Source organism: Glaciibacter superstes DSM 21135, assembly GCF_000421145.1.
Lineage (GTDB): Bacteria > Actinomycetota > Actinomycetes > Actinomycetales > Microbacteriaceae > Cryobacterium > Cryobacterium superstes.
Genome location: NZ_ATWH01000013.1, coordinates 145,728 through 160,940 on the forward strand (window position 1 = coordinate 145,728; position 15,213 = coordinate 160,940).

Here is a 15,213-nt window from a genome sequence, read left to right on the forward strand (position 1 = left end):
CATCTCGGCGGACTCACGGGTAGAGCGGGTGCATCGCGATCAACAGGATCGCCACCCAGTGGCAGAGGAACGCGATCACCGTGAGCGTGTGGAAGATCTCGTGGAAGCCGAACACGCCTGGCACCGGATTCGGCTTCTTCAGCCCGTAGACGACCGCTCCGACTGAGTAGCAGAGTCCGCCGACCAGGATCAGCGTCATCATCAGGGCGTCTGCCGTGAAGAAGTCGACGATGAACATCAGAGCGCCCCAGCCGAGCGCAAGATAGAGCGGCACATAGAGCCAGCGCGGCGCGTGGATCCAGAACACCCGGAAGGCAATGCCGAGGATGGCGCCTCCCCACACCAGGCTGAGCAGCAGGACTGCTTTGCCCGGAGGAAGCGCCAACACGGTGATCGGCGTGTACGAGCCGGCGATCAGCAGGAAGATGTTCGCATGGTCGATGCGCTTCAGGATCAGCCTGGTGCGCGGCTTCCAGTTGAAGCGGTGGTACAGCGCCGAGTTGCCGAACAGCAGCATCGAGCTCACCACGAACACCGCGCTGCTCCACTTCGCCGCAGCGCCGTCGGCAAGCACCAGCAGGATGATGCCGGCAATGATGGTCACCGGAAATGTGCCGGCGTGGATCCAACCGCGCCAGGTCGGCTTGACCTCGGTCGGGTGGGCGACGGCGTCTTCCATCAGTGGAAGGCTCGGGATGTCGCTCTCTGCGCTCGACTCCACTCCGCGTGGCTCTACTCCGCCCGACTCCGCTCCACCTTCGCTCGCTGGGCCCATGAGGCAACCATACGACAGCTGGGGTCGGTCGCTGCGCGCAGAGATCCGGGATTGGGACTAGCGTAATCGTGTGCAGAAACGGCAGGTTCCACTCGGACGCGGCATCCTCTACGAGGTGTATCAGCGCAGGCTCCGCCGTGGGTTGACGGCGGAAGTCGTGCCGAAGCACGTGGCGATGATCATCGACGGAAACCGACGGTGGGCCAGGCAGCTGGGCTTTGATTCCGCAGCCGACGGGCATCGGGCAGGCGCGGCGAAGATGCGCGAGTTCCTGGAATGGTGCGACGACCTGGGCATTACGGTCGTGACCCTGTACCTGCTCTCCTCTGACAACCTCTCGCAGCGGGAGAGCGACGAACTTTCTGACCTGTTCGAGATCATCGCCGAGCTCGCAGAGGAACTCTCCCACTACCGCGACTGGCGCGTGCAGCAGGTGGGATCGAAGACCGGTCTTCCGGTACCACTGGTCGCGGCCCTCGACGCGGCAGACGCGCGCACGGCCACCAAAACGGGCCTGCACGTCAACCTCGCCGTCGGGTACGGCGGGAGAACCGAGATCACGGATGCGATGCGCAGCATCGTCGAAAAGCACAACGCGGGAGGTGGGTCGCTCGACGATCTCGCCGAGACGCTGACCCCTGAACTCATCGGCCAGCATCTGTACACCGGTGGGCAGCCCGATCCCGATCTGGTCATCCGTACCTCTGGCGAGCAGCGACTGAGCGATTTCATGCTCTGGCAGAGCGCCCACAGCGAGTTCTACTTCGTCGAGGCACTGGGGCCAGACCTGCGCCAGGTCGATTTCCTTCGAGCATTACGTGACTTCGCTCGGAGACAACGCCGCTTCGGCGGGTAGGAAGGACACCCGGTTGATCAGCATGCAGAGTTTTCAGGGCGGCTTTCTCGAGGAACCCGGCTACCTGGATTACGGCGCTGTCGGCCCGATTTCTGCGACAGTGCTGGCCGAGGAGCGCGGCCTGGCAGAGATGGTCTCGCATGCCAGGTACGGCAGCTTCACCGAGCTCCTGGCTCAACGGGAACGGATGCAAACCGCCGTCGCTGGCCTCACCGGATTTCGCGCAGACCAGGTGGTGCACCAGCCGAACACCAGCTCAGGACTCATGCAGGCGATGTTCGGGTTGACCGGTGACGTGTTGCTCTCCGCCGCAGACTTCCCGAGCGTGCCGTTTGCCGCGGTGCGTGCCGCAGAGGCTCTCCATGTGGTCGGACCGGTGTGGCTGGAGACTGACCACGGTCGTGTGACTCCCGGGCAGATCAAGGCGCAGCTCACACCGTCGGTTGCCGCCGTCGCTGTCTGCCTCGTCGACTCACGCACGGGATACCTCGCAGACCTGGAGGGCATCCGTCAGGTCATCGGGGATCGGCTTCTGATCGTCGACGCCATCCAGGGCTTCGGCGTGGTGGATGCGCCCCTCGAACTTGCGGACGTCGTCGCGACCGGCGGGCAGAAGTGGACCAGGGCGGGGTGGGGCACCGGCTTCCTCGCGCTCAGCGATCACGCCGTCGAGCGGCTGACGCCGGTCTTCTCAGGGTTCACCGGCACCGGGCTCGGACTGACATGGGACGAGGTTGTTCCCCCCGCCACCGACGCCAGCGCGTTCCAGATCAGCGACGGCGACCCCGTCGCACTCGCCCGGTTCTCTGCCGCCCTCGAGGAGCTCGACGCGGTCGGGCTCGATCGGGTGCAGGCGGCGGTGAGCGACAACGTCACCCGGATCATCGAGCTGGCCGACGAATTCGCGGTCCCAGTGGTCTCCTCCCGTGACACACGGGAACGCGCGGGCATCGTGGTACTCGAACCACCCGCCGAGCAGCTGACCGTTCTGGAGGCGTCCCTGAGCAACCACGGAGTCTCAGTGACCAGTCGAGGCGGACGCGTGCGGTTGAGCGTGCACGCGGCGCTGTCCGACGCCACCGTCGATATGGTGCGCGCAGCATTTACCTCCTACTCCACCGCTGCCGTCTACTGAGCACATCGTCCATGAGCGTGGCTCTTGATCGCTTCTTGGCGACCGGTTTGGTGAACCTTCGGTGTCGTTGGCGTGTCGCGCTGGCGGAATATGCCGGCCAGACGTAGCGTCACATTCATCAGGTATGGCGCCTGATCGAGACGGCCACATAAGTACGGCTCGATATCCGCTAGTGGCCGACTCGCCAAAGAATCCGCGTCTGTTAAGACGCGGGGTGGGAGTGGTTGTGGCCGCGAATCTGACCGACTACCAGACTTCGGACCAGACGACGGAAGGAGTTTCGCAGGCCGAGCGCACGTACGTGCTCGATACCTCGGTACTCCTCTCCGATCCACGGTCGATCTTCCGTTTCGCCGAGCATGCCGTCGTGCTGCCGGTCGTGGTGATCACCGAACTGGAGTCCAAGCGTAACGACCCTGAGATCGGGTATTTCGCGCGCCAGGCGCTTCGATATCTCGATGAACTGCGCGTGAAGCACGAACGTCTCGACTTCCCGATCCCGGTTGGCGATGGGGGCAGTCTGCGCGTCGAACTGAACCATTCGAACATGTCGGTGCTCCCCTCCGGTCTGCAGCTGGGCGACAACGACTCGCGTATCCTTGCCGTCGCCCTGAACCTCGCGAACGACGGACTCGACGTCACTGTCGTCTCGAAAGACCTCCCATTGCGGGTGAAGGCGTCCTCGATCGGCCTCGCGGCAGACGAGTATCGTCATGAACTCGCGATCGATTCCGGCTGGACAGGGATGGACGAGATCACCCTGGGCTCGAACCAGATCAACGACCTGTACGAGAACGAATCGCTCTCGACTCGGGCGGTGCAGGACATGCCGGTGAATACCGGCCTGGTCATCCATTCCGACCGTGGCTCTGCCCTTGGCCGAGTCACCGGGCGTGGAGAGCTGAAGCTCGTGCGCGGCGACCGTGACCTGTTCGGTCTGCATGGCCGCTCGGCCGAGCAGCGCCTCGCGATCGACCTGCTTCTCGACCCGGAGATCGGCATCCTCTCGCTGGGTGGCCGCGCCGGCACGGGAAAGTCGGCCCTCGCGCTGTGCGCGGGCCTCGAGGCGGTATTGGAACGCCAGCAGCACAAGAAGATCATGGTCTTCCGCCCGCTGTACGCCGTCGGCGGCCAGGAACTGGGCTACCTGCCCGGCGACCAGGGCGAGAAGATGAATCCATGGGGCCAGGCCGTGTTCGACACTCTCGGCGCCCTGGTCTCGGAGAACGTGCTCGAGGAAGTCGTCGAACGCGGCATTCTCGAGGTGCTGCCGCTCACGCACATCCGCGGTCGTTCGCTGCACGACGCGTTCGTGATCGTTGACGAAGCCCAGTCGCTCGAGCGCAATGTACTCCTGACCGTCCTCAGCAGGGTCGGTCAGAATTCCCGCGTTGTGCTCACCCACGATGTCGCCCAGCGTGACAACCTGCGGGTGGGCCGCTTCGATGGCGTCGCATCCGTGATCGAGACGCTCAAGGGGCATCCACTGTTCGCGCACATGACCCTGACCAGGTCTGAGCGCAGCGCCATCGCCGCCCTGGTCACCGAGATGCTGGAGGGCAACGAACTCGCCTGAATCACACCGGGCGGGTGCCCGACGCTCCCGCCCGGTGTCCCTCCGTCCGCCCGGTGTCCGTCTTTCCGCTGACCATTCGACGGAGATTTTGCTCTCATCGACCGGTTTACTCGCGTCACTGGCCGCGAATCGGTGAAATCTCCGTCGAATGGTTAAGGGATGGCCGCGCGTCCCGGATAGCGCCTGTGGATAACTTTGACGAACGGATGCCGCCGGCGGCTACCCTGCGAGGGTGACAGACACAGCGACCTCCGCTCGATACGCAGACAGCGCTCCGGGCGGCAGAGGCGGGATCCGGTGGGCTCGGCTCGCCTGGCAGGCTGCGCTCGCCGTGGGTCTCGCCGCGCTCGCCGTGGCATCCGTCGGTGTGCAACCAGCTCTGTTACCGGCGATCTGTCTCGCCGTTGTCACCGGAGAACTGTGCAGGCGAGACGTAGTCGACCACCGCCTGCCGAACAACCTGGTGGTGCCCGCGCTCGCGATCAGCCTGTCCGCCGTCGCCGCGCAGTGGCTGGCGGATGGTGGTTCGGTGCCGGTCGTCGCCCTGGTCGCCGGTGCCGGCTACTTCCTGTTTCTGCTCGCACTGAATCTCGGCGGCGGCATGGGCATGGGCGACGTCAAGCTCGGGGCGGCCCTGGGCGTCGCACTCGGACTCCTTGGCGTCTGGTCAGCGGCGGCCGGCCTGGTGCTCGCCTTCGTCGTCGGGGGAGTTGGAGGCTTGGTGTTCCTGCTGGTGCGCCGCGCCAACGCTCGCTCGCGCATCCCGTTCGGGCCGTTCCTGCTTGTCGGTTACTGGGTCGCGATCGCGCTCACTCCATTGCTGGCGGCAGCAGGCGCGACGACCGGCTGAACGCGGAACCGCCGTGCGACAGCGGGAGTCAGGCCTGTGGCGGGCGAGTCATGTCGAGCACGTTGAGCGCCGCCGTGAGGTCTTCCAGAGTGATCTCGCCGCGCTCCACGAAGCCGAGTGCGACGACCGCCTCGTGCACCGTGACGCTGTTGGCGACGGAGTGCTTGGCGACCTTGGCAGCAGCCTCGTAGCCGATCACCCGGTTCAGCGGAGTGACGATGGATGGCGAAGACTCGGCCAGGGCCCTGGAGCGTTCGAGGTTCGCGACGAGACCGTCGACGGTCTTGTCGGCGAGCACCCGGGTCGCATTTGAAAGTAACCGAATCGACTCGAGCAGCGCCGTTCCCATCACCGGGATGGCGACGTTCAGTTCGAACGATCCGGATGCCCCAGACCAGGCGATTGTCGCGTCGTTGCCGACGACCCGGGAACAGACCATGAGCACGGCCTCCGGGATCACCGGGTTCACCTTGCCGGGCATGATCGACGAGCCAGGCTGCAGATCGGGGATCGAGATCTCGCCGAGTCCGGTGTTCGGCCCAGAGCCCATCCAGCGCAGGTCGTTGCAGATCTTGGTGAGGCCGACGGCGATGGTGCGGAGCGCACCGGATGCGTCGACCAGGCCGTCGCGGTTGGCCTGGGCCTCAAAATGGTCTTTCGCTTCGGTGATTGGGAGCTCGGTCTCGGCCACGAGGAGCTCGATCACCAGTTGCGGGAAACCGGCCGGTGTATTGATGCCTGTGCCGACGGCGGTGCCGCCGAGGGGAACCTCTGCGACCCGGGGGAGCGCAGACTGCACGCGGTCGATGCCGAGACGGATCTGCCGCGCGTAGCCGCCGAACTCCTGGCCGAGGGTGACCGGGGTGGCGTCCATGAGGTGGGTGCGGCCGGACTTGACCGCTCCTGCCCAGAGCTCCGCCTTCGCTTCAAGGGCAACCGCGAGGTGGTCGAGCGACGGGATCAGGTCGTCGATCAGCGCACTGGTGACCGCGATGTGCACCGAGGTGGGGAAGACGTCGTTGGACGACTGGGAGGCATTCACATGGTCGTTGGGGTGCACGCTGGAACCGAGGCTCCGAGTGGCCAGCGTTGCCAGAACCTCGTTCATGTTCATGTTCGACGACGTGCCACTGCCGGTCTGGTACACATCGATCGGAAACTGGTCGTCGTGAAGACCGGAAGCCACTTCGTCGGCGGCTGCGGCGATCGCCGTCGCAATAGCACCGTCGAGCACGCCGAGCCGGGCGTTGGCCTGCGCAGCCGACTTCTTAATGCGCGCGAGGGCCGCGATCTGGGCGGGCTCGAGTGTCGACCCGGAGATCGGGAAGTTCTCGACGGCACGCTGCGTCTGCGCACCGTACAGTGCGTGCGCTGGGACGCGCACTTCTCCCATCGTGTCGTGTTCGATCCGGTACCCGGCTTCTGCGGAGTTCTCCACCACGGCGTGATTTCCCTTTCAGTTCTGGTCGTTCTGGTTCTGCTGGCGGCGGGTGCCGCTTTGTAGGCGCCTTCGTCTAGACGATGCCGACCACGGTGTCGGCTTCTGCGCGTCCTTCGAACAGTCTGTAATTCGCGCCGACGATAGCCAATGTACCTTCTGCGACGGCGGAGCTGATCATCTCGGAGCGCTCCAGCATCTCGGTGATGGTGTCGCGCAGGTGTACCCGGCCCACGAGCGTCGCGTCGACGGCCTCCGGGTCGATCGGCGTCGCATCCGTCGCCCCGGTGACCCGCCGAACGGCGGGCACGATCTTCTGGATGATGCGGTCGATGTGCACCGGAAGCGCCGGCGCATCTGCCGCCTGGGATTCGATGGCAGCCCTGACCGCTCCGCACTCGTCGTGTCCGAGAACAACGATCAGCGGCACGTTCAGAACTCCGACCGCGTATTCGAGCGAGCCAAGCACAGACGACGAGATGACCTGGCCGGCGTTACGGATGACGAAAAGGTCACCAAGTCCCTTGTCGAAGATGATCTCGGCGGCCAGGCGCGAGTCACTGCAGCCGAACAGGGCGGCGTGCGGGGTCTGGGTGCTGCCGAGCTCGTTGCGGCGGTCCACATCCTGCCGGGGGTGCCGCGGTGTACCGGTGACGAACCGTTCGTTGCCTCTACGCATCTCCTGCCAGGCCTTGGCCGGAGATGTGAGCACAGATTGTTCGGGGACTGTTGTCGGTTCTGTTGTCATCGTTCGCCATTCGTCAGGATGCTCTCGGCGAGCGCGCTCGCCAGGGCATCAAATTCGGTGCGCTCTGCCGTGCCGATCAGCAGGTAGGTGCTGTCGCCAGAGCTCGTGACGAGCGCGGTGGTGAAATTGCCCCGGTCCTCTTCTGGCGCCTGGTTGCGGTACACGTCCCAGGTGACGCCTTCGATGGTGCTGGTCTCCGTCGCCGGCTGGTTCTGGAGTTGATCGGCGAGCCAGGTCGAGTTCGGTTCGACCGCCTGGGTCATCCCGATGAAGTCGTCGGCCGGAGTCAGGAATCCGACGTACCACGACGGAACGCCTCCGCTGCCGCCGGTGCGCCATTCGGCCGAATTGGATCGCCACGTCGCGGGCAACTCGGGGTCGGCGAGGGGCACATCCACGCTGGGCTGGGTCTGCAGGGCGACCTGGTGGTAGTCGACGTCGCGCGTGAGCGGTGTGTCGCTACGCGGCACAATCAGCACGATGACCAGAACCGCAGCGAGTACTGCCAGGAGCGAGAGTACGAGGTTGTTGACGGTTTTGCGCGTGCGATAGAGCCTCGAGCCCTCGGCCTTCCTGGCCGCTGTCTCGTCAGGTGTTTCAGGTCGGCCGACTTCGGCGACGACGCGGGGGGACCGCCGAGCGGCACTCATTCTACGGCACTCATTCTGCGGCGTCGGCCTGGCCGGCGCGGGCGGCCTCGAGCCTGGCCTTCGCGCCGATCAGCCATTCCTCACATCGCCTCGCGAGTGCTTCGCCGCGCTCCCAGAGGGCGAGCGACTGTTCGAGCGTTGATGACCCCTGCTCCAGTTCGGCGACCACGCGCACGAGTTCGTCGCGCGCCTGCTCGTAGCTCAGGGCGCTGGTGTCCTCGGTTGGCGCAGTCATGGTTTCCATTCTATTTGGCGGCCGCCCTACTGTTGCGCGGCCGTGGATGCTGCATTCACGGTGCCGCGGGCAAGTGTGATGACCAGCTCGGTGCCGGCCGGCGCCTGGTCAGGTTCTCGGAGCACATGACCGTCTGGCAGCTGGGCGATGGCATACCCGCGATCGAGTGTTCCCTGGGGCGAAAGCGCGCGCAACTGGGAGCGAAGATCGACCACAACGGTGCCCGCGCGTTCGAGGAGCCGGCCCGTCAATTCTGCGCCGCGCGAGACGTAGCGGGTGAGCTCCTCTGCCCGGGTGTCGACGATCCAGCTTGAGCCGCTCAGCACCGGACGCGACCGGAGCTGCGTGAGACGGTCGACCTCGGTGGCGAGGATGCCGGTGAGCCGGGTGCTCAGGCGTGCCCTGGCCTGCTGCACGCGGTTGAGTTCGTCGCTCACGTCGGGGACGACACGCTTGGCGGCGTCAGTCGGGGTCGATGCGCGCAGGTCGGCGACATCGTCGAGGAGCGGGCGGTCGGCCTCGTGCCCGATCGCGCTGACGAGCGGTGTGCGGCAGGCGGCCGCGGCACGCACGAGGGTCTCGTCGCTGAAGGCGAGCAGGTTCTGGAAGTCTCCGCCGCCGCGGGCCACGATGATCACGTCCACCTCCGGGTCGTCGTCGAGGCGACGGATGGCGGCGGTCACCTCTCCGGCCGCCCGGTCACCCTGCACGGCAGCGTGCACCACCCGGAAGTCGACGGCGGGCCAGCGCAGCTGGGCATTGCGAATGACGTCCTTCTCGGCGTCGGAGTCCTTTCCGGTGACGAGGCCGATGCAGTGGGGGAGGAACGGCAGAGACTGCTTGCGAGAGCGGTCGAACAGGCCCTCCGCGGAGAGTTGCTTGCGCAGCCGTTCCAGCCGCTCGAGCAGGTCGCCGAGGCCGACATGCTTCAGCTCGAACACCTGCATGGTGAGGGTGCCCGCCTTGACCCAGTAGTTCGGCTTCACCAGGGCGATCACCCGGTCACCCTGCTTGAACTCCTCAGAGAGCCGGGAGCGCACAGAAGACCAGATCGTGAAACTGACCGTCGCATCCTCGCTGAGGTCTTTCAGCTTGCCGTAGACGTTGCCGCCGCTCACGCCCCACTGGGTGACTTCGCCCTCGACCCACGCGGTGCCGAGACGCTCGATGTAACCGCGGATCTTGCTCGAGAGCAGGGCGACCGGCCAGGGCGTCGCCTGGGTGGGCGCAGCATCCGTCATCGTTGTTCCTCCCACAGGTTGCACAGGCGTGCGCGCGTAGACTTGATCTGTGACCACCAGTACCCAATCAGCCGTGATCGGCCTCGGAATGCCCAGGATCCCCAGTACCAGGGGCCGGCTCAAGGATACCCCGGTCCTCGGACAGAAGAGGGTTCTGCTGGCGGCCCCGCGAGGCTACTGCGCAGGGGTTGATCGGGCCGTGATCGCGGTCGAGAAGGCCCTCGAGCACTACGGCTCGCCGGTCTATGTGCGCAAGCAGATCGTGCACAACATCCATGTCGTGACCGAGCTCGAGAAGAAGGGCGCCATCTTCGTCGAAGAAGTCGACGAGGTACCGCCGGGTTCGCACATCGTCTTCAGCGCGCATGGTGTGTCCCCGGCGGTTGTGAATGCCGCTGCCGATCGAGGCCTCCAGGCCATCGATGCCACCTGCCCCCTGGTCACCAAGGTGCACCGTGAGGCCGTGCGCTTCGCCCGCGACGATTTTGAGATCCTGCTCATCGGCCACGAGGGGCACGAAGAAGTCGAGGGCACGGCCGGTGAGGCCCCGGAGCACACGACACTCGTCGGAAGCCCCGATGAGGCGGACACCATCGAGGTGCGAGACCCAAACAAGGTGGTCTGGTTGTCGCAGACGACGCTGAGCGTCGACGAGACCATGGAGACTGTACGACGCTTGCGTGCGCGATTCCCCAACCTGCAAGACCCGCCGAGTGACGACATCTGCTACGCCACGCAGAACCGCCAGGTTGCGATCAAGAAGGTGGCCAAGGACGCCGATCTGGTCATCGTTGTCGGTTCGGCGAACTCGTCGAACTCCGTCCGGTTGGTCGAGGTGGCCCTGGAATACGGTGCGAAGGCAGCCTACCGAGTGGACTATGCGAGCGAGGTCAAGCAGGAGTGGCTCGACGGTGTGGCCACGGTCGGTGTGACCAGCGGGGCATCCGTTCCCGAGGAATTGGTGCAGGAGTTACTGGCCGACCTCGCGGACGCCGGGTATGGCGACGTGCATCCGGTGAAGACTGCGGAGGAAGACCTGATCTTCTCGCTGCCGAAGGAACTGCGGAAGGGTCGCTCAGGCGCCCAGGACGCCCGCGCCCTCGGCGGTCGAACCCGTTCGAACGACTGACCCCGCGCGGCTAATGCGGCCGCGCACGAGCGGATGCCCCTTACCGCACGTCGATTCGGGCGCTGTGTCCGCTGGACTTGGCGAGCCGTGAGTCACGCGTCAGAAGTGGGCAGCCCAAGGCTTCGGCCAACGCGACATACGCCGCGTCGTACGCCGAAATGTTGTCGCGCAACTGGAACACACGTCGCCGCAGAGCGTCGGCGGACGGCCATCGTCGGATTGGCAGGTCCTCGAAATCGGTCAATACATCCTGTGCTCGTGCCGCGCTCAGGTGCCCCCAAGGGTGAGCCCGCGCACGGCAGAAACGACCTCATAGTCGAGCAAGCTCGGCGCGTGCAGTTCCTCTGCGGCCAGGTATGCGCGCAGCTCGTCGGTTCCCGTCAGATTGGTCAACGCGTCAACCACTGCGGCGCTGTCTACCACGATCACGCGCGGGACGGCCGTACCAGTTGCTCGTCCCGATCCACACGAGCCGCAGCCTGCACCTCGAGTGCGGACCTGTTCGACTGCTCCGCCCGGCTGGCCGCACGGTGGAGTACCTCAGCGATCGTCGGTCGAGCGACCTCGCGTTCGACGAGTTCTAGCAGATACGTGTTCAGGGACTCGCCCTTCGCAGCGGCACGCGCTTTCAGTGCCCGGCGCGTCTCGTCAGGCACGTTTCGGATCTGCAACAGGGAATTCATGCATCCATGATAGGTCACTTGACATACATTCTGTATGCATGCCGCCGTGGAGCGTCCGCATCCATGGCTGTGGCGCCTGGAGATCAGGGCTGGCTGTAGAAGTCGATCAGGGTAGGGTCGGTCGCCAGCACTATCGTCAGGAAGACGAAGATGACGACGAACGAAATGACCCCGCCCAGCAGCGGAACGTAGAACGCTCTTTTACCGCGCACGAGGAGCAGGATCGACACCGCGGCCGTGACCAGCCAGATCACGGTCTGGGTGATCCCACCCGCAGTGATCAGGCCACTGACCGACGGATGCGGCGTGTAGTCCCCGAGGTCCTGTTGCGTGTAAAGCACTTGAACGGCATCGGGCACGGCGCCGAGCAGCGACACGGCGAAGAACGCGCCGAAGAGGCCGAACACGAGCAATCCGAGTGTGAGTGGACGGTCCCACGACGGCACGGAGCCTGGTTGACGTTTGGCCGTGCCGGCAGGCGATTGCCTCGGCGCAGGTGGCGGCGTCGATGGAGTAGGGACCTGCGGCGGGGCGGCATCCTTCGGCGGCTTCCAGGTCCACCCTTCCGGAGCGAGCTCGCCGTACTTCGGGCGGGGCCGTGTGTCCCGCTCGTCCGGTGTGTCGTTATCTGCGCCCACGTCGTAACCGTCCGTCGATCGTGCGTTTGAGGAAGGCGAATGGATGCCTCTTCACGAACGCGACATGGTCCCGCAGCGCCACGAACTCGTGGCGAATCGCGTCCCGCTCGTCCTGCGTTCGGCTCAACTCGGCCTTGGCCGCGATGAGTTCCACATTCAAGTCGTCCGTGTTCTTGAGGTGCTCGTTCTCCATCGTGATCTCATTGGCGTAGTTGAGCAGCTCGTCCACCGGCATGACCTTGCGAACGGGGGGAGCCGGATTCCGGGGGAGTCCGGAAAGGGGAATTGCCACGCCGACGTACTGGAAGACGTTGCTCTCCGATTCATCGAGCGCGGCAAAGAACTCGTCGGATGCCGTGAGGCCGAGGCGAACAAGCCGGTCATCGATCCAGCCGCGTGGGTAACCGGCGACAACCGGCTCCTCCTCGATGATGCCGAACCCGGCTGCCGTGAAGACGTCTTCGATCTCGTGAGCGTCGTAGTAGTGCAGGTGCGTCTTGTCGAGGAGGCCTGTTTCCGTATATGGGAATCGGCCTTCCAAAAGGTCGAGGCGCACAGACAGGTGCCCCATGTTGGGGATCGAATACACCACGATGCCGCCGGGGTTCAGCAGTGAGCGGATCGTCCGCAGGGTCGCACGCGGGTCAACAAGATGCTCGATCACATCGGCGAACAGTATCGCGTCGAACGTGCCGAGAACGCCGATCGCCTCGGCATCGCTGACGTCGAGGACGTACGCCTCTGACAGGCGGGTCGCCGCGATCGCGATGTCATCGGCGTTGAGGTCGACACCGACGACAGTGCAACCCTTCAGTCGTTCGAGTGCTTCCCCAAAATTGCCGACAGAGCAGCCAACGTCGAGCACACGACCGCCATCTGGGACGAAGCCGTACATGTTCGACCAGCTGTTGTTGCGGGCTTCAGGTGTGAACTGGTGGCCCGAGTACGCCGATGTCTCGCTCATGGATTCTCTGTCGACGGTCAGTTTCCGGAGTGACCGGCGGAGCCGAGCTGCCTGGTCGCCTCCACGACGCGCGCAGCCATGGCCGATTCGGCGACTTTGCCCCAGGCGCGCGGGTCGTAGAACTTCTTGTTGCCTACTTCGTCGTCGACCTTGAGCACGCTGTCATAGTTCTTGAACATGTAGTCCGCAATGGAGCGGGTGAAGGCGTACTGCGTGTCGGTGTCGACGTTCATCTTGACGACGCCGTTGGCGACGGCTTCGGCGATCTCGGCATCGGTCGAGCCGGAACCGCCATGGAAGACCAGGTCGAGCGGTTTGGCATCCGTGCTGTACTTGGCCGCCAGGCCGTCCTGGATGTCCTTGAGCAGTTCCGGGCGCAGCTTCACGTTGCCTGGCTTGTACACGCCGTGTACGTTGCCGAAGGTGAGGGCGGCCATGTAACGGCCGTTCTCGCCGAGTCCGAGGGCGTCGACCATCGCGCTGGCGTCGTCGAGCGTGGTGTAGAGGTGCTCGTTGATGTCGTGGCTGACGCCGTCTTCCTCGCCGCCGACAACACCGATCTCGACTTCGAGGATGGCGTTGATCGCCTTGGTGCGCTTGATCATGTCGGTGGCGATTTCGAGGTTCTCGCCGAGAGGAACCGACGAACCATCCCACATGTGGGACTGGAAGATCGGGTTGCGGCCGGCCTTGACCTCTTCTTCCGAAGCGGCGATGAGCGGGAGGACGAAGTCATCGAGCGCAGCCTTAGGGCAGTGGTCGGTGTGGAGCGCCACGGTGACCGGGTAGTTGTCGGCCACGGAGTGTACGTACCGGGCGAAGGCGAGGGCTCCGGATGCCCGGTTCTTCACGGTGTGGCCGGCGAAGTAGTCTGCACCGCCGGTGGTGACCTGGATGATGCCGTCTGAGCCGGCTTCGGTCAGCCCCTGGAGTACGGCGTTGATCGTCTGCGACGACGACACGTTGAATGCCGGGTAGGCGAACCCCTTCGCCTTGGCCTTGTTCAGCATCTCTGCGTACTGGTCTGGGGTTGCGATAGGCATGACGTCTCCTGGGATGTATCCGGCTGGGTTGTTCAATACTACCGACGCGGTCTTGCAGGCGGGGCCGGGCAAGCGGCGGTGCCGCTGTGCACTCGGACCGCCTTGCCGGTTCCTCGTCACGATAAGCTGTGAACGGCGGCTCCGGAACACCGGTGCCGGCCCAAAGACGGGCCCCGCCACTGCCACACGCTTCGTCCGGGAAGGACCATCTGTGATCAGCACCGACACCGCCGCACTCTACACGCACCCCGACCGAAACCTCGCTATGGAGTTGGTCCGCGCAACGGAGGCGGCGGCCATTCGTTCGGCGCCATTCATCGGCAAGGGCGACAAGAATGCGGCAGACGGCGCGGCAGTCGACGCGATGCGCGCCTTCCTCGGCACCGTCAATTTCGACGGAATCATCGTCATCGGCGAAGGGGAAAAAGACGAGGCGCCGATGCTCTTCAACGGCGAACGTGTCGGCAATGGGCGCGGCCCGGCCTGCGACATCGCCGTCGACCCCATCGACGGCACCAGTCTCACCGCAGCAGGACGCCAGAATGCGCTCTCGGTGATCGCCGTTTCCGACCGGGGCACCATGCTCGACGCGTCATCCGTTTTCTACATGGACAAGATCGTCACCGGCGCAGCGGGTCGCGGTGTGGTCAGCCTTGACCAGTCGATCGGCGACAACATCCGTGAGTACTCAAAGGCCACCGGCAAGGCGGTCGGTGAACTGAGCATCGCGGTGCTTGACCGACCGCGGCACGAAGGACTCATCGACGCGATCCGCAGCGCGGGTGCCGGCACCCGGCTGCTCCTTGACGGTGATGTCGCGGGCGGAATCAACGCGGCCCGTTATGAGAGCCGCATCGACATGTGCGTCGGGATCGGTGGAAGCCCTGAGGGCATCACCACTGCGTGCGCGCTCAAAGCGCTCGGCGGATTCATGCAGGGCCGGCTCGCGCCGGGCGACGACGCGGAACGCGCCAGGGCCATTGATGCCGGTCTCGACGTCGACAAACTTCTCGAGATCGATGACATGGTCAGCGGCGACAACACCTTCTTCGTCACCACCGGCGTCACCGACGGCGCCCTGGTTAACGGTGTGCGCCGCAAGGGGCCGATGATTCGCACGGAGAGCCTGGTGCTGCGCTCGCGCACCGGAACGGCCAGGCGCGTGATCGCCGAGCACCTCGCCGAGAAGTGGGTCTAGCAGCGCGGCATCCGGCTTGGCTGGGCCTACTTTGTGCCAGGCTGGGCCTGAGGG

General features: G+C 65.1%; 18 protein-coding genes. 6 read left to right on the plus strand and 12 right to left on the minus strand.

Annotated elements, in window-relative coordinates; all coding sequences use genetic code 11:
* Positions 1 to 13: 13 nt before the first annotated feature.
* Complete coding sequence (trhA, locus tag K323_RS0118210; protein WP_033373602.1) at positions 14 to 679, minus strand: PAQR family membrane homeostasis protein TrhA; 666 nt, start codon at positions 677 to 679, stop codon at positions 14 to 16.
* A gap of 166 nt (positions 680 to 845) precedes the next feature.
* Here trhA and K323_RS0118215 point away from each other — a divergent pair, with 166 nt between their 5' ends.
* The 4 genes from K323_RS0118215 (at position 846) to K323_RS27145 (ending at position 5,192) form a co-directional block, all read left to right on the plus strand.
* Positions 846 to 1,631 (plus strand): isoprenyl transferase, encoded by a 786-nt coding sequence (locus tag K323_RS0118215; protein ID WP_022886697.1) that lies wholly within the window; start codon positions 846 to 848, stop codon positions 1,629 to 1,631.
* 22 nt (positions 1,632 to 1,653) lie between these two features.
* Positions 1,654 to 2,766 (plus strand): aminotransferase class V-fold PLP-dependent enzyme, encoded by a 1,113-nt coding sequence (locus K323_RS0118220; RefSeq protein ID WP_245571024.1) that lies wholly within the window; start codon positions 1,654 to 1,656, stop codon positions 2,764 to 2,766.
* A 238-nt stretch (positions 2,767 to 3,004) separates the two neighbouring features.
* A complete protein-coding gene (phoH2, locus tag K323_RS0118225) occupies positions 3,005 to 4,342 on the plus strand; it encodes an RNA 5'-3' helicase PhoH2 (protein WP_026851818.1) in 1,338 nt (445 codons plus the stop codon).
* 232 nt (positions 4,343 to 4,574) lie between these two features.
* Positions 4,575 to 5,192 carry a prepilin peptidase gene (locus K323_RS27145; protein ID WP_022886700.1) on the plus strand — a complete coding sequence of 206 codons (618 nt, stop codon included), beginning with the start codon at positions 4,575 to 4,577 and terminating at the stop codon, positions 5,190 to 5,192.
* A gap of 28 nt (positions 5,193 to 5,220) precedes the next feature.
* Here the strand turns inward: K323_RS27145 and K323_RS0118235 are convergent, their stop codons facing one another.
* The 5 genes from K323_RS0118235 to xseA all read right to left on the minus strand — a co-directional run bounded on the left by K323_RS0118235 (position 5,221) and on the right by xseA (position 9,504).
* On the minus strand, positions 5,221 to 6,633 hold the full coding sequence (locus tag K323_RS0118235) for a class II fumarate hydratase (RefSeq protein ID WP_022886701.1): 1,413 nt from the start codon (positions 6,631 to 6,633) through the stop codon (positions 5,221 to 5,223).
* Positions 6,634 to 6,706: 73 nt separating this feature from the next.
* Positions 6,707 to 7,378: a carbonic anhydrase gene (locus K323_RS0118240; protein WP_022886702.1), complete on the minus strand. Its 672-nt coding sequence runs from the start codon at positions 7,376 to 7,378 to the stop codon at positions 6,707 to 6,709.
* A complete protein-coding gene (locus K323_RS0118245) occupies positions 7,375 to 8,028 on the minus strand; it encodes a DUF4245 domain-containing protein (protein ID WP_022886703.1) in 654 nt (217 codons plus the stop codon). The genes K323_RS0118240 and K323_RS0118245 overlap by 4 nt, the downstream gene beginning before the upstream one ends.
* Positions 8,029 to 8,038: 10 nt before the next feature.
* Entirely contained in the window at positions 8,039 to 8,263 is a 225-nt protein-coding gene (locus tag K323_RS0118250; protein WP_022886704.1) for an exodeoxyribonuclease VII small subunit, read from the minus strand.
* A gap of 26 nt (positions 8,264 to 8,289) precedes the next feature.
* On the minus strand, positions 8,290 to 9,504 hold the full coding sequence (xseA, locus tag K323_RS0118255) for an exodeoxyribonuclease VII large subunit (protein WP_022886705.1): 1,215 nt from the start codon (positions 9,502 to 9,504) through the stop codon (positions 8,290 to 8,292).
* A gap of 88 nt (positions 9,505 to 9,592) precedes the next feature.
* Here xseA and K323_RS0118260 point away from each other — a divergent pair, with 88 nt between their 5' ends.
* Complete coding sequence (locus K323_RS0118260) at positions 9,593 to 10,633, plus strand: 4-hydroxy-3-methylbut-2-enyl diphosphate reductase (RefSeq protein ID WP_026851822.1); 1,041 nt, start codon at positions 9,593 to 9,595, stop codon at positions 10,631 to 10,633.
* A 40-nt stretch (positions 10,634 to 10,673) separates the two neighbouring features.
* On the opposite strand, the gene K323_RS30915 is transcribed toward K323_RS0118260, so the two are convergent.
* The 6 genes from K323_RS30915 to fbaA all read right to left on the minus strand — a co-directional run bounded on the left by K323_RS30915 (position 10,674) and on the right by fbaA (position 13,961).
* A complete protein-coding gene (locus K323_RS30915; protein ID WP_425402289.1) occupies positions 10,674 to 10,877 on the minus strand; it encodes a type II toxin-antitoxin system VapC family toxin in 204 nt (67 codons plus the stop codon).
* Positions 10,878 to 10,900: 23 nt separating this feature from the next.
* Positions 10,901 to 11,026, minus strand: a complete 126-nt coding sequence (locus tag K323_RS30710) for a hypothetical protein (protein ID WP_281170170.1) — start codon at positions 11,024 to 11,026, stop codon at positions 10,901 to 10,903.
* Positions 11,027 to 11,058: 32 nt separating this feature from the next.
* Positions 11,059 to 11,316 carry a FitA-like ribbon-helix-helix domain-containing protein gene (locus tag K323_RS0118270; protein ID WP_022886707.1) on the minus strand — a complete coding sequence of 86 codons (258 nt, stop codon included), beginning with the start codon at positions 11,314 to 11,316 and terminating at the stop codon, positions 11,059 to 11,061.
* 83 nt (positions 11,317 to 11,399) lie between these two features.
* Positions 11,400 to 11,954 (minus strand): DUF6264 family protein, encoded by a 555-nt coding sequence (locus K323_RS29895; protein ID WP_022886708.1) that lies wholly within the window; start codon positions 11,952 to 11,954, stop codon positions 11,400 to 11,402.
* Positions 11,941 to 12,918, minus strand: coding sequence for a class I SAM-dependent methyltransferase (locus K323_RS29075; RefSeq protein WP_022886709.1), 978 nt, complete (start codon positions 12,916 to 12,918; stop codon positions 11,941 to 11,943). The genes K323_RS29895 and K323_RS29075 overlap by 14 nt, the downstream gene beginning before the upstream one ends.
* Before the next feature lie 17 nt (positions 12,919 to 12,935).
* On the minus strand, positions 12,936 to 13,961 hold the full coding sequence (gene fbaA, locus K323_RS0118285) for a class II fructose-bisphosphate aldolase (RefSeq protein WP_022886710.1): 1,026 nt from the start codon (positions 13,959 to 13,961) through the stop codon (positions 12,936 to 12,938).
* Positions 13,962 to 14,172: 211 nt separating this feature from the next.
* On the opposite strand from fbaA, the gene glpX reads away from it, so the two are divergent.
* Positions 14,173 to 15,159 (plus strand): class II fructose-bisphosphatase, encoded by a 987-nt coding sequence (glpX, locus tag K323_RS0118290; protein ID WP_022886711.1) that lies wholly within the window; start codon positions 14,173 to 14,175, stop codon positions 15,157 to 15,159.
* The last annotated feature ends 54 nt before the right edge of the window (positions 15,160 to 15,213 follow it).

Coding starts and splice junctions, on each gene's coding strand:
- K323_RS0118220 (WP_245571024.1), top strand. CDS start 1,654: ATGCAGAGTTTTCAGGGCGGCTTTCTCGAGGAACCCGGCTACCTGGAT.
- K323_RS0118240 (WP_022886702.1), bottom strand. CDS start 7,378: ATGACAACAGAACCGACAACAGTCCCCGAACAATCTGTGCTCACATCT.
- K323_RS0118245 (WP_022886703.1), bottom strand. CDS start 8,028: ATGAGTGCCGCTCGGCGGTCCCCCCGCGTCGTCGCCGAAGTCGGCCGA.
- K323_RS0118250 (WP_022886704.1), bottom strand. CDS start 8,263: ATGACTGCGCCAACCGAGGACACCAGCGCCCTGAGCTACGAGCAGGCG.
- K323_RS0118270 (WP_022886707.1), bottom strand. CDS start 11,316: ATGAATTCCCTGTTGCAGATCCGAAACGTGCCTGACGAGACGCGCCGG.
- K323_RS29075 (WP_022886709.1), bottom strand. CDS start 12,918: ATGAGCGAGACATCGGCGTACTCGGGCCACCAGTTCACACCTGAAGCC.
- fbaA (WP_022886710.1), bottom strand. CDS start 13,961: ATGCCTATCGCAACCCCAGACCAGTACGCAGAGATGCTGAACAAGGCC.
- K323_RS0118260 (WP_026851822.1), top strand. CDS start 9,593: ATGCCCAGGATCCCCAGTACCAGGGGCCGGCTCAAGGATACCCCGGTC.
- trhA (WP_033373602.1), bottom strand. CDS start 679: ATGGAAGACGCCGTCGCCCACCCGACCGAGGTCAAGCCGACCTGGCGC.
- xseA (WP_022886705.1), bottom strand. CDS start 9,504: ATGACGGATGCTGCGCCCACCCAGGCGACGCCCTGGCCGGTCGCCCTG.